This is a genomic window from Enterococcus sp. LJL120, from assembly GCF_054871765.1.
The window spans coordinates 400894-415210 of sequence record NZ_JBTXLV010000001.1; the positions used below are offsets into that span (position 1 = coordinate 400894).

General features: G+C 38.3%; 13 protein-coding genes. 12 read left to right on the forward strand and 1 reads right to left on the reverse strand.

Going from position 1 to position 14317, the window contains the following annotated elements; translation table 11 throughout:
• Positions 1-160 precede the first annotated feature (160 nt).
• The 12 genes from ACYSNU_RS02015 (at position 161) to ACYSNU_RS02070 (ending at position 13677) form a co-directional block, all read left to right on the forward strand.
• Positions 161-823, forward strand: coding sequence for a winged helix-turn-helix domain-containing protein (locus ACYSNU_RS02015; protein WP_461735552.1), 663 nt, complete (start codon positions 161-163; stop codon positions 821-823).
• Between the two features lie 429 nt (positions 824-1252).
• The gene (locus ACYSNU_RS02020) at positions 1253-4360 is read left to right on the forward strand and encodes an L-type lectin family protein (protein WP_461735553.1); all 3108 of its coding nucleotides are present in this window, start codon (positions 1253-1255) and stop codon (positions 4358-4360) included.
• 14 nt (positions 4361-4374) lie between these two features.
• On the forward strand, positions 4375-4710 hold the full coding sequence (locus ACYSNU_RS02025) for an LPXTG cell wall anchor domain-containing protein (RefSeq protein ID WP_461735554.1): 336 nt from the start codon (positions 4375-4377) through the stop codon (positions 4708-4710).
• The gene (locus ACYSNU_RS02030) at positions 4707-5513 is read left to right on the forward strand and encodes a WxL domain-containing protein (RefSeq protein ID WP_461735555.1); all 807 of its coding nucleotides are present in this window, start codon (positions 4707-4709) and stop codon (positions 5511-5513) included. The genes ACYSNU_RS02025 and ACYSNU_RS02030 overlap by 4 nt, the downstream gene beginning before the upstream one ends.
• Positions 5514-5582: 69 nt before the next feature.
• Positions 5583-6422 (forward strand): WxL domain-containing protein, encoded by an 840-nt coding sequence (locus ACYSNU_RS02035; protein ID WP_461735556.1) that lies wholly within the window; start codon positions 5583-5585, stop codon positions 6420-6422.
• A 190-nt stretch (positions 6423-6612) separates the two neighbouring features.
• Positions 6613-7653, forward strand: coding sequence for a DUF916 and DUF3324 domain-containing protein (locus ACYSNU_RS02040; RefSeq protein WP_461735557.1), 1041 nt, complete (start codon positions 6613-6615; stop codon positions 7651-7653).
• A gap of 33 nt (positions 7654-7686) precedes the next feature.
• Positions 7687-8370 carry a hypothetical protein gene (locus ACYSNU_RS02045; protein ID WP_461735558.1) on the forward strand — a complete coding sequence of 228 codons (684 nt, stop codon included), beginning with the start codon at positions 7687-7689 and terminating at the stop codon, positions 8368-8370.
• Complete coding sequence (gene lepB / locus ACYSNU_RS02050) at positions 8367-9239, forward strand: signal peptidase I (protein WP_461735559.1); 873 nt, start codon at positions 8367-8369, stop codon at positions 9237-9239. The genes ACYSNU_RS02045 and lepB overlap by 4 nt, the downstream gene beginning before the upstream one ends.
• 590 nt (positions 9240-9829) lie before the next feature.
• Positions 9830-12001 (forward strand): YfhO family protein, encoded by a 2172-nt coding sequence (locus tag ACYSNU_RS02055; protein ID WP_461735560.1) that lies wholly within the window; start codon positions 9830-9832, stop codon positions 11999-12001.
• Positions 12002-12055: 54 nt separating this feature from the next.
• A complete protein-coding gene (locus ACYSNU_RS02060) occupies positions 12056-12835 on the forward strand; it encodes an HAD family hydrolase (RefSeq protein WP_461735561.1) in 780 nt (259 codons plus the stop codon).
• 37 nt (positions 12836-12872) lie between these two features.
• Positions 12873-13265 (forward strand): PTS sugar transporter subunit IIB, encoded by a 393-nt coding sequence (locus ACYSNU_RS02065; RefSeq protein ID WP_461735562.1) that lies wholly within the window; start codon positions 12873-12875, stop codon positions 13263-13265.
• Positions 13266-13434: 169 nt separating this feature from the next.
• Complete coding sequence (locus ACYSNU_RS02070; RefSeq protein ID WP_461735563.1) at positions 13435-13677, forward strand: hypothetical protein; 243 nt, start codon at positions 13435-13437, stop codon at positions 13675-13677.
• Positions 13678-13745: 68 nt separating this feature from the next.
• On the opposite strand, the gene ACYSNU_RS02075 is transcribed toward ACYSNU_RS02070, so the two are convergent.
• Positions 13746-14315, reverse strand: coding sequence for a phosphoribosyltransferase family protein (locus ACYSNU_RS02075; protein ID WP_461735564.1), 570 nt, complete (start codon positions 14313-14315; stop codon positions 13746-13748).
• Between the last annotated feature and the right edge of the window lie 2 nt (positions 14316-14317).

Here is a 14317-nt window from a genome sequence, read left to right on the forward strand (position 1 = left end):
AATTATAAATTTCATTATGTTTGGGGGATGCCGGGATGTTTAAACATATGTTCTAAATGCTAAAAAAAGCATTTATAGAAGTAGTACAAGACAGTAGAACTTTTGTGAAATCCACTATGTAATATTTTTTGGGGATTTTTAACGGGAAGGAGGAAAAAAGATGGGGCCAATTGCAATTCTTACAAACAATACTTTAGCAGAATCTGAATTAGAACAAAAATTGCGAAAACTTGGTTATGAAGTATTTTGTTCATCAGTATTATTTAAGCAGCTATTTTACCAAGCGGACTTATTTGCAACTTTTTTTAAAATAGTCATGTTCAGTGAAACGATTTCCGATTTAGATGTTAAGAAGTCACTGGATTATCTTCCCAAGAATATTAGTACATATAGAATCACTGATACAGTATTGGATGAAGAACATGAGGATTTGATTGGTAGCGAATCAGGCATAAGTCAAGTCATCAGAAGCGATATGCTTATAACCGAGCTAAGGGAAATTTTAGTTAATCACAGCTTGAGTATAGAAACAAATCAACTGACAGATATTTCTAAGAAAGGTTTTGTGAATAATTTATCACCCAAGGAAAGAAAATTGTTAGGTCTATTAGATGAGGCGAATGGACAACCCGTTTCCCGTACTTTTGCAAGTGAGTGCATTTGGGGAAAAGAAACAAGTCCTTCGACACTGACCCAACTTTCACAGTTAGTCAGTCGCTTGAAGAACAAGATGGCACATTTTGGATTAAATGAAAATGCTCTGCAGGTTGAGTGGGGGAAAGGTTATGTCCTCAATCCGGATTGGCCCAAACGTATTTTCTAAAGCAAACTAGGCTGAGCTTTTAACAGCCTTAACGAGGCCTGACAGTATAGAAGTGCTTTTAGTGGAGCTGAAATTGCTATTACCAGTGATTTTTCTTTTCAAAAGCTGGTCTGTAGAGGTTTTTATTCTTAAATTTTATTGGAGTAGTTTTAAAAAAGGTTTCATAACAAACTATCTAAGCTTATAAAGTTGATTCTTGGTTAGCAAGATTAAACATTACAAATCATCTTAAAGCTTGATTCCTCTTGTTTTAAACATAGCAATTATGTTTAAAAATAAATATTTCTCTAGTGATAGAGATAAGGTTAATTTCGATTGAAAGGGGGCGTTGTTGTTGGTAAGCAGCTGTAATTCTATCTGACAGGCTGCTAATTTCTTGAGGAGTGTGATGCTTTTCGTGAATGAAACATAAAAAGATAGGAGGGAAGAGTGAATGAAATGAAAAAAAGTATAAAAAGCTGGGTTCCATTTCTGATAGCTGTAGTGATTGTTGGTTTAATTAGTATAGCAAATGGCACTACCGCTATGGCGGCAACAGTGGTTAATCCTTCGCCAGACAATAAGTATTATACTGCCTACGGTCCAGAGCCATCTAGATTTACAGCTGCTTCCGTGCCTGAGGAAGCTGCCAATAGTAGAATCGATATTACTGATGCCTTCACATTGCCAGGGATTTATAACGGTACTAATGTCTATACAAAAAATAATAGTTATATCAGTAATCAACGTGATAACGTATTGATTTTGTATAACGGGATGGCTGCTGATCAAAAGTCAGCACTCTGGTATAACCAAAAGTTAAATCTGAATTATGCTTTTGAGTTTGAGGCCTATGTCTTTATGGGAGAAAGTGGTCAGACCACTCCTGGTGTTCCGGACGGGTTAGCTTTTGTCCTTCAACGTGATCCAGCTTATGAACTTGCTGTAGGTGGTCGTGGAGGAGGTCTTGGGGTCTATCCGTATGCCCAAGGGGATACTACTATGATCTACAACGCTCTAGCTGTCGAAATGGATACTTATTTAAACACTGGGAATAATATTGGAACTAGTCTTGGTTATGATAACGAGATAGTTAATAGTTTAGGCGGGAATGCTTTGGCTTGGCCTCATCTTGCCATGGCCACAACTGCCACAACTGGAGACTTGTGGCAGGATGTTCCGGGTGGTCAACAGGCCCCAATCAATTACGTTGTAGCTAATTTTAAACATCACGGAGTATTGACTCCTAGTAGCGCAGCAGAGCAAAATGCTTGGTTTAATAAGTGGGTTAAAATCAATATTAGCTGGACACCAAATGGAAAGGATGGGGATTATCAAAATATTACGACAGGTAATCTAAGCTATACATGGGGCCCTATTTTAAATAATATCCAAACGGAGCTTTATCCGACCTATGCCACTCAAACTTGGTCGAATATAAATATTGAGGATACCTTTAACTCAGAGTCATTTCCTAATAACAATTGGTCAACTGAATGGACAGACGAAAAACGATTTGTCACTTGGGGCTTCACCGGCTCTAACCACTATTATGGAAACCCATATGGCGTAATGATTACCAAATTACCGAATGAGCCATTAATAGAAGTAGACCGAAAAGTTAAAAATACTAGCGTGGCGAATGAAGATTATGCTGCTTACACTCAGTCTAAACCAGGAGATATTCTTGAATACAAGGTCAAAGTCGAAAACAACAGTGTTGATGGAACTACAATTCCAATCAGAAATGCTGTGATTACTGAAGACTTGGAGAACAATACTTGGAATAACCAATTCACCTACACAAGTAATTTAACTAGTTATTCGACACCAACGCCTACAATGGATGGGACAAATTTCACATTTACTGATGGGACGAACGTAATTGAGCCAGGTGATTATTTTGAGTATACCTACCAGGTTGTAGTTGGTGATGACACGACTGAATTTATTAATGATGTTGAGATTCAGAGTACGTATTCAAGTACTAATAACTTTGGTGAAACCAATGTAACAGTTTATCCAGATGGGCTTAATTTAGTAAAGGCAGTCAGTGATAACAATCCAAAAGTTGGCGATACAGTTGATGTTTCACTTGATTTAACAGCAGAGACTGGAATTTCAATTCTGAGTAGAATTCAAGACTCAATTCCTGAAGGCTTTGAACTCGTACCAAATAGCACAGCATTAGCTGTTACAGATAATACTGGTGCAGAGTTAGGTTCAGAGACTTTAGCAGATACATTATGGTCTGGCGATACTACAACAGGTTATAATTTTAGTTTTTCAGCCGACACCGATTTGACCAATTTAACTCTCATTGAATTGTTAGGTGGTCAAGCAGACAATAATACTTTCACCTTATCCTACCAAATTGTGGTGGCTGATAGTCGTAAGGGGCAGATAGATGTTTCATTAGGGACAGCGACTTCAACAGCTACTAATAAAGTCAATGGCAGTCGAGGAACAGTTAATTATACTGCAACATCTGCTGATGTATCTGTCACAGTGAAAACTGATATTACGCTGAATTTCTTGAATGACAGTGGTCAAGCTCTCGATGCAACTTTAATTGAAAGTTCTAATGCAAGCTTTGATGGAATCAATCCAGTTGTTCTTGATGTAAATACTAACGATCCATATAATTACTCAACAATTATTTCAGAGATTTCAACAAATCTTATGACGAGTAGTAACCTATCTCTTTATCGCGTTAGCACAGATGGGGTAGATGGTTCTTTAAGTGATATTTTAGGAACGGCAACAGAAGATGGCTTAGTTATTGATTTGTACTACGGCTCTAGGGCCGTTTTAACGGTAGAATTTGTTGACGAAACAGGTGCTGTCATGCCGGGTCACACGATTACAATAGGAGCAGGCAGTGAAAATACAATTCAAGCAGATATCTATATTGGTGATGAAATAAACTTGACTGATCCTACATATGCTCTTGTTCAAGAAAAGGTTCAGGATTTAAAGGATGCTGGTTATGAGTCAATCACACCACCAAGTAATGAAACTGCTGTGGATATGACTGGGGCAGCAGTAACAGTTCAATATACTGTTCAGGGACAACTAGTAATTAGTTCTTATCCTAAAACAATCGACTTTAGAAGTTTGACATACAATGGTCAGTCGCAAAGAGTAGAAGACCCTGATTTAAGCGAAAAATTGACGATTACAGATACTCGTTCAGGCGTGCAAAATGGCTATGTATTAAAAGCAACTTTAACAGCTGAAATGGAGAACGACGAGGGCTCTGTTTTAGGTGAAGCTGTTCGTTATGTAAAAGGTCTAAGTTCAGATCCGAGTGATGAGGTTATCTTAAATGATCAAGCTCAAGAGGTCTATAGAGCCCCAACTTCAGGAACTGGAGTGTTTGCTTTATCTGACACTTGGAGCACTACTACTCAACGAACTGGCATCATTCTTGTTGCAGACCCAGCTAATGCAAAGCTTGGAGCTAATGCAGATCCTAATGCTCGAATATCGGATATTGGAACCTTCACGGGTGAGATTACTTGGTCGATTGAGGCAATTCCAGAAGCTACACCATAAAAAGGAGTGGGGAAATGAAAAAGAAAATAATGACGCTCCTTTTACTATTGGTGTTGGGAGTTGGGAGCTTTAGTTGTGGTTTATTTGCTCAAGCGAATGCTGGAGGGCAGGTCACAAATGATGGAGAAATCACATTTTATGAGGAGTCTACGATAGCTTCTAGCAGTTCAAGCTCAGTTGCTACGAGTACAAGTTCAAGCGGTGTTTTACCAGATACACAAGGTGGCGGAAAATTGCCGCAAACAGGAGAGACAATCCGAAACTTCAGTTTCTTGGGAGGCGGTCTACTACTAGTGCTTCTTTTATTCCTTCTTTATAAAAGAAGAAAAGAAAGGGAGGAAAACGCATGAAGATGAAATATTTGTTTAAAGCGGCCACCCTATTACTAGTAACAAGTTGTTCTCTTGGTGGAATTTCTGCACAAGCAAGTAGTTGGTCTGGCTCAGGTAGTGTGACAATTACTGATTCTGGTGTGACAACACCAGTAGATCCTGAGAATCCGGGAAATGATGTAGATCCAGGTCCAGGGCCTTCAACAGATGGTGAACTTCGGGTTGATTTTGTATCAAGTTTAAACTTTGGTTCAGCTAGCACAGCTGGCACGAATCGGACTTACTCATCATTGGCACAGCTTTTCCATACGGAAGGGGTAAGTGCCAGAGGATACTATATTCAAGTGACCGACCGCCGTAGTGATGCTTCAGGCTGGACGTTAACATTATCTCAAGATAGACAGTTTACCAGTGGGATTATTCAAGATTTAGATAATCAAGAGTTGGAAGGTGCTGTCTTGTCCTTTGGTAACGGCTGGGCAAATAGCTCAAGTAATAGTAATCTGCCGACAGTTAGTCGTGACACTTTGGCCATTAATGAAATGAATACGGCTTATACGGTTGCGACGGCAGCAAATGGTCAAGGGACAGGTGTCTGGACTATTTCCTTCGGGGCTTCAGGTGAAAACACGTCAAATCAGGAAAACACTTTGACAGCTCTAACGGATTCTGCTGGAAATCCAGTTATGAATTCGACTTTTAACAAACAGGTATACAGCAATTCCGCAGTGTCCTTATCAGTTCCGGACACGACGCAAATATATCCGGTTCAATACACGACAACTTTGACGTGGACATTGACTGCCGGACCAACGGAATAAAAACTTATTTTTGGCAAACTGAGGGGGACCTCATTTGTATAAACTATCAAAAATTTAGGAGGAACAAAAATGAAATTAAGACGGTTAAGTGCAGCGGCATTGGTCGCAGTTATTGGGGCAGGCGTGGCATTTCCTGCAGCGGTTTCAGCAGCATCAGATCCAACTGTAGAAGGAACTCCATATGCAGGTGAAGGTAATGTAACAATTACTGGAGGAACAATTGATCCAACAGATCCAGTTGTACCCGATCCAGAAATCCCGGGGATTATCGATCCTGTTCCAGAAATTCCAATCAACCCAACACCGGGGAACTTGGGTATTAAACAAGTATCAACATTAGATTTTGGTGATATTGCAACAGGCCAAAGAGGGGATATTCGCAAAGAGGCAGCTTCGATTGCTGTACTTTCAACGCCAACTGGTTCGACAACTCCTGTTGAGACTGAACGTGGAAACTTTGTGCTATTTGAAGATGCCCGTGGTAATCGTGCAGGCTATACCATTTCTGCAGAACTAACTCAACAATTCACTTTAGTGGATAGTGCTGGGACTTTGAACACCAATGAAACCTTAGAAGCAGCATCAATTAGTTATACTAACGGGATTGTTTCCAACCCAAGCAATACTTCAGCTACTACTCCTAGTGGTATGCTGGGCAGCTTTGATCTTGAACTTGGTGTTTCTCAAAATGTTGCAAGTGCCGCTGAAGGTGAAGGTAGTGGAGAATTCTTACTTGAGTATGGTCAAAGTACTGACTATTCTGGTGTAACGACTTCAACTGCAGGAAACTCTGTATTCTTAAATATTCCTGCTGAAACATCTGCAAATATGTTAACTGGTAATTACGAAGCTGTGATTACTTGGACAATTGTTAATGGCTACACTGATTTAACAGTTACAGCACCATAAAATCAATATAGACGTTATCTGGTAATGAAGTTTTGACAAGCTGATGGGAAATCTTTTCATCAGCTTGTCCTTCTTTAAAAAAGATTTGTACATAAAACATGAAGCTAGGAGATTTTTAGCGATGGGTGAAAATAAATATAAATTTTTATTGAGAGTAATAACATTCTTTTTGTTGGCAGTTGGAGCTAACTTGATTTGGTCAGAAACAGGGCAAGCAACCTCAGATTCTTCTACCAGCTCAGGTGGCGGCTTCACCTATGTGATTCAAGAACCAGAAAATCAAATCAACACTGACAGCGGCTACTTCAACCTGATGATGACTCCCAGCCAACAACAAACTTTGATCGTAACCTTGTCGAATCCTACAGAAGAAACAGTAACTGTTAATTTGGAATTAAATGGTGCTAAAACCAATCGAAATGGTGTTGTCGAGTACGCCAATAGTGAGATAGAAAATGATGATTCACTTCCTTTTAGTTTTACTGATTTAGTCACAGGACCTAGCTCAGTCGAACTTGCTCCTGGTGAAACACAAGATGTAGAAATAAATGTTCAGATGCCTGAAACCAGTTTTGAAGGTGTGATTTTAGGCGGTTTACAATTGACGATGGCTGATGATGATTCAGATACTTCTACAGCTGAAGGGGCTGTGGTGGTCAATCGCTATGCTTATGTGGTGGCTATTTCTCTACAAGAAAGTGACATTACCGGATTACTGCCAGAAATGTCTTGGAATGGAGCCTATGCTGGACAGGCAAATTATCGGAATTCTATCTTTATTAATTTTTCAAATATCAAAGGCAAGCTAGTAAGTGGTATGACAATACAAGCGCAAATTTCCCAACAAGGAAGTGGCGAAGTATTGTACGAATCACGTAGCACATCATTGCAGATGGCTCCATACTCGTTTATTGAATACCCAGTAAGTATGGGTGGTGATCCTATGACGGCTGGCATGTACACCGCTCATGTTCTAGTTTATGTAGGAGATCAAACTTGGGAATTTACAGAAGATTTCGAAATTACAGTTGAAGAGGCTGATCAATTCAATGAACGGGATGTGGGTTTGACGCAAGAACGTGGTCTTGATTGGCAGTTAATTGCAATGATAGTAGGTGGCTTTGTACTTGCAGTAATTTTAGTCTTTTTAGTCGTTAGACAGATAAGAAAAAATAACCGTAAAAAGAAAACAGCTGCTAAAAAGAAGCGCCCTAAAAAAGAGAAAAAATAAACGATTTAAGTTTACTACAGGAGTAGAGTGTGTATGACAATCTTAGAATGGATTATTATCGGTGGCTTTGCAGCGACGATTATCAGTATTATTTTTTCACTTTATTCGTTGTTGCAAATTGTCGTACAAAGTCGCAAGCTAAAAAAAATACCTAAGCGTCCACCAAAAAATAAAAAGAAAAGGAAGCGATGGCAGCAATTAACGCTTAGTACAAAATCTAAGAGAAAAAAAGCCATACTCTTTTTTATCCTACTCTTATTTCTTGGATCTGGAATTGGGGCAGGCACGGTATATGCGAACTTTTATCAATCGACAAATTTGGGTTCAGATGATGAGGATGCAATTGTTCGTTCTTATTTCTTATTAAGGGATTTTCAATCAGAATTAGAGAAGGCAGCTGTGCAGGAGGAAACTTCGGAGGCAACTGTTCAAAACATTAGGTATTTAGCAACTAATTTAGCAGGCTACTCTTCAAGGAAAGCTAGCTCATTAAATACAGTTGAAGGCCAACGAGCGTTAAATCGCTATTTTTCCGCACTTTCAGAACTAGGAATGAATGCAACGCGAGAGGTCAATAATTTTTACGGTAATACTGATTTAGTAGCTGATTTTCAAAACGATATTGAAAGAACAATCGGCTATGAAACAACTGCTTTTGACTACTATAAAGTGAACAAGTCTGTTTTAGAAGCTGAAGGAGCAAGTGATGGTGAATGACTACGCAAAGACAGAAACCAGAAAAATCTCTGAAAAGAACAAAAAAGCGGCCATCTAAAAGGACTTCAAATTCTATTTTAAGTAGTGGTTTGGATAAAAAGAAACCAAAGAAAAGTAAGCGTAGGCAACATGATACTCAACTTTCTCGATTAGCCGAAAAGAACCAAACTAAAAAAAAATCTTCAGGAAAGATTGGTAATATTTCTAAGGTTACTTCGAAAAAACGGAAGGTAAAAATTAAAAAAGCAAGAAATAGAAAACAAAAGTTATATTTTTTAAAAAGGCTTTTTAAAAAAAAAAAATCAAAAAAATATCTTCTAGAATTAAGAGATTTTTCACTTGTCCTGGTAGTAATGATTTTTGGGGGAGTGGGGCTAAGTTTCATCTTCTTTTCTATCAGTAATGTTAATGGTTATAGTATGGCTTCTACTCTACGGGATAACGATGTAGTGATTGTAAAAAAGACTCAAAATATTGAACGACTTGATTTACTCGTTTTTGAACGGCGAAATAGTCAGGAAATTCGCCGTGTGATTGGCTTACCGGGAGATCGAATTGAATATATTGACGATGTACTATATGTGAACGGCGAAATTATCAATGAGCACTACATAATTGATCTAATTAACGAAGCTCAACGAACAGGATACAATTATACAGAGAACTTCAAAATGCAGACTATCACTGGAGAAGCTTTCGTACCTGAAAACTGTTACTTTGTGCTAGGGGACAATCGAGAATGGGCTATCGACAGTCGAGAATATGGATTTGTAGAAAAGGATCAAGTTGTTGGAGTGGTTAAAATGCGTCTACTACCTGTTAATGACTTTACTCTGTTTATGATAAATTTTAATAGTATGTGTAAGTAGGTTTTGGCGTGAAGGAGTTTAGCTAAGCTAAAGGAAAAAGTTTCCAAAATTAGTTTAATTTTCAGAAATTTACAAATGAACTTTACACGTAATCGACACTAATGAATCTGAAAAATTAGGGGAAACCGGTTAGTAAGTTTAGGCTGGGAGTATGAAGGAATTGCCTTCTATGGACTTCTTTAATTGAATAATTATTTTCAGCCGCATGTTTGAAATAAGGGTGGCAGTTTTGATAGGTTGAAAAAATAAATAATGGAAATTTGCGTTTGAAGCTGTTGATGCTTTAGGCGCAAATTTTTGATTTGGGCAGGTTTGAGTCTGCTAAATATTTACTAGATAGGATTGGTAATTATAATAGAAAGGATTTGAAAAAATCTGATGACTTTGAAGATAAAGGCGAAATGTTTTTTCAACTCAGGTACAATAATTCAATCTCTTGAGGAATGCTTTAAAGTTAAGATAATTGAGGCCTCCTTAACCATTTATGGAGGCTATGCTATACTAATTTTTGGAAACTAAATTTTTTGATTTTGATTTAGACTAATAATTCTCATTTTGCAGTAATTTTCAGTTGGAAGGTAGTTTTAAAAATGGTTGACATCAATCAAGGTGAGGTAGTCTCACAACAGTATCGCAGATCTGGAAGAAAAAGACAGCGGCAGAGGTCTTTTAAAATTTGGTTGCTAATCTATTCGCTGCTCTTTTTAGCAATTTTTCTCATTGGCTATTATCCTGTTCTGGCTAAGCAATTGACGTTGATTTGGAATGTTGATGGAGTAGGGCAATATTATCCGGCTTTTATTTATATCGGACAATACTTGCAAAATTTTTTTAGCGGACTGCTACATGGGCAGTTCATTTTACCAAGTTATGACCTTTCTATTGGAATGGGCGAGGACATTATTAGCGCATTAAACTATTATGGTTTTGGTGATCCTCTGAATCTCATAGCTATTTTTGTGACTAAAAACAATAGTGCATTTTTGTTTTCTGGGATGATTGTTTTGCGCATGTGGCTGGCGGGTCTCTCGCTTTCACTGTATTTTCGTTATCTTAAATTGGATTATTTTGCAGCTGTTTTAGCTAGCCTATGTTATGCTTTTTCAGGTTTTTCAATATTTGGAGGTACGAGTTACTCCCAATGGCTGGCTGTAGTAATCTATGGGCCTTTGCTTTTGCTCGGGATTGAAAAAATTTTAAAAGAAAACAAGCCGCTGCTTTTTCTCCTAGCAGTTTTTTATGGAGGACTTTGTGGTTTTTACTATTTATTTATGGCTTCATTGATGTTAGCAGTTTATTTAGTCATCAGACTAATATTTATGGAAGCTTCCTTCAAGAATTTTTTTCTGACCATTTTTAAAGCTCTTGGCTATTATCTACTGGGCTTATTTTTAGCTGCGCCTATATTTTTACCGGCATTGGTCGGTTATTTTAATAGTGAGCGGGTCAGTGTGTCTCTTCCAGACATTATATTTAACCTGCAAAATTATCTGCCGGTGTTTGACTTTAACTTATTAGATTATCTAGCTCAGCCCTTTTATCAGTCGCATCCTTATTTAAGTGGAGTTTTACTTTTGGAATTTCTCGCAGTTATTGTTCTGTTTTTCTTGCCTAACACAAGAAGAAAATTTCAAATCATCGTGGTTTTATGTATAGGTGTAATAGCATATTTGTTGCCGATAACCGGCTATCTCTTTAACGGATTTGGGCAGACAAATGATCGCTGGCATTTCTTGTTACAACTTCTATTCTGCGGGATTTTTGCCTATGTGATAACAGAAATTAGAAAATTAGCTAAGAAGAGATTCGTTGCGACTAAAAGAAAAGCGCTGGTTTCAATTGTAGTTCAGATGGTGCTCGTCATTTTAGTAGCTGTTAATATTTCTGTAAATATTCGTGGTTTATATGCTAAATCAGGTTTTAATTGGATGGATAGTCTGATTGCTTATCAAGATTTTCAGATTTATACAGATTCACCATTTACGGATTCACAAGTATCAACTGAGGCGGTAGAGGAAGGTGTGTATCGTGTTGCTAATTCTCCGTTAACTACTATTAACGGTCGACCAGAAAATGTTGCCATGCTCAATGGTTATTTTGGATTAACATATTGGTTCAGTATTATAAATCAAAATACTCAAGAGCTAGTGGATAAGCAAATTGGTGACGATTTAAACTGGTCTTGGCGCTCTTTCGGTTTTGGGACAAATGTGGGATATAATACAATTTCTGGGGTCAAATACTACCTTTCAAATGAAGCTGTTGCAGATGCGAATTATCAGTTAGTAGAGCAAGTCTCTTTTAATGATGAAGTTTGGTATATTTACGAGAATTTAAGCTATCGTGGACTGGCTTACACAGTTTCTGATACAGTGATAGCAGATGAGACAGAGAACATGCCGGCAAAAGTAAATCAAATAGCCAGTGAAATTATCTCAGAAGATTCTTCGACTCGGGTGACTTACGAGGGAAATCAAGTTGATATCCATCTCAACACAGAAAACCTCGCAGATAAATCTCTAGCCATTGGCATTCCCTATCATGAATATTGGCAGGCATATGTTGACAATCAAAAAACGGAGGTAGATAAGACAGACACTATGCTTATGTCTGTTGCGATAGCATCCGACTCACAAGAAGTTCGCCTTGTTTATCGTAATCCCTGGCTTCAAATTGGTTTAATTTTATGTGCGCTGACAATAATCTTTTTAATCATCCAAAAGCTTTACCAGCATAAACAGAAAAATAAATATCGCAGTTAGGTGGGAATAATAAATAATAAGAGGGTGATAACCCCTTCAAAAAAGGAGCAAACCATGGAAAACATAAAAATTATTTTTTTTGACATTGACGGCACGTTGATTGATATGGAGAAAAAACAGATTTCTGAGAAAATGTTGCAGACGTTGATTGAGCTGAAAAAAAGAGGCATCATAATTTGTATTGCGACAGGGCGTAGTCCGATTGCTTTGCCGCAGTTTGAGCAGGTGGAGTTTGATGCCTTTTTGACATTTAACGGTTCTTATTGTTTTAATCAAAGGGAAACGATTTTAAGCAATCCGATTCCGACTGAAGATGTGCAGCAGATTATTCAAAATGCTCAAAAGTTGCAGCGTCCGGTGGCAGTTGCCACCAAGGATCGGACAATTGCGAATGGCACAGATACAGATTTGGCTGAATATTTTGCCTTTGCCCATCAACCGGTGATTGTGGCGGAGGATTTTGCTGAGGTAGCTGAAAATGAAGCAATTTTTCAAGTAATGCTGGGGTCTGAAAAAGCTGATTATGCTCAGGTGATGGCGGACACGCATCAGGCCAAAATCGTTGCCTGGTGGCATCGTGCAGTTGACATTATCCCATTGAGCAGCGGAAAAGGTTCAGGGATTAACAAGATTTTGGATTATTATCATTTTGACAAGTCTGAGGCGTTAGCTTTTGGTGATGGCAATAATGATATTGAAATGCTGGAGGCTGTTGGCTGGGGTGTGGCAATGGATAATGCCTCAGAGGATTTAAAGGCAGTCGCTGATGAGGTGATTGGTCATGTAGCTGATGATGGTATTTACAATTATTGTGTGAAGCATGGCCTGATTTAGATATTTCAACTCATGGATTTTTTAAGGAGTTTACATCATGCTAATTTTTATTTGCTGCGCTGGTGGAATGACCTCCAGCATGTTCTGTCAGAAAATTTCAAAGGCGGCTGACGCTAAAGCTGTCCATTTTGGTCATTTGCACGAGGTAATCAAGGATTTTGAACAATTGTCGGCTGCATTTCCGACACTTATTGCATACGGCGGAGAAGGGGAAATTACTAAATATAATCTGGAGTCGGTGTTTAAACCTTATGTAGATCAAGTGCTGGTGTGTCCGCAAGTTCGCTATAAGACGCCTAGTTTAAAAAAATTACTGGAAACGATTGATGTCCCCTGTGCAGATATTGATATGAAGATCTTTGGCAATATGAATGGTGAGAAGGCTTTGGCTGATATTTTCAATCTACAAAAAAAGTTGCAGATTAAATAATAGCAACAGTTCACACAAAATTAGCTTTTAGTCTGGCTTTTGGGGTTTACTTCCTAAAAATAACTTTCTGTCAGTCTTTTTGGAAGAGTTGTGAGGAATACTAGTCCAAGCTAGTCATAGTTTACGGAAAATCTTTTCTCTTTGTTTCGAAATGTTTGAGGAGGTAGCGATGGTTATCTTAATAGAAATTTTACTATTGGCCGTTGCTAGTTCATTGGCAGCAATCGGTTATCATTTTCGGCGAGGCCAATGGCTGCGGCTCATAGCCGGCAATACCTTCAACGACCAGCCAAAGGCAGCCCAAAAAGTTGCCCCTGTCCTTGGAATTGTCGTTTATTTGGCAAGTGGGCTGATGTTTTTATTCGCATTTTGGGTGCTGTATATGTCTTTTACGCAACCTATAAATAATTGATGTAGATGTCATTTTAATAAAACCCGCTAGAAAATCTCTAAAGATTTTCTAGCGGGTTTTTGTGGGAATTAGATTTCTTTTAATGATGGGTATTCGAATAGCGGTAGCTTGGTGATGTAAGTCAAATCTGTGCGGTCGGCTGCTTCGCCTTCAGCTAAAATTGCAAATTTTCCGATAATTTCAAGCTTAATCGCAGCTAAAAGGTCTACGGCTGCCTGCATGGATGCACCAGTGCTGATAACATCATCCAATAAAATAACTTTTTTTCCTTGGAGCTCTGCGGCATCCGCTCCATCTAAAACTAACAGCTGTTCTTCTTTAGTGGTGATAGAATTGACGCTTTGCGTGACCGGATTTTCCATATATGACTTGATGCTCTTTCTGAGGACAAAATATTTTTTCTGTCCAGCTAAATAAGTCAACTCCTGAGCAAGAGGAATGCCTTTACTTTCAAAGGTCACAATGTAATCAAAATCTTGTGGTAGTTTTTCAAGCAATAATTTTGCTGCATAATGAGTCAGCTCTGCATCTCCTAGTAACACAAAGGAAGCAATCGCCATGTCGTTTGTGATTGGAACGATAGGTAATTGGCGTGTCAGTTGGCCGACTGTTAAGTTGTAAAAGTTTTTCTCCGTCATAT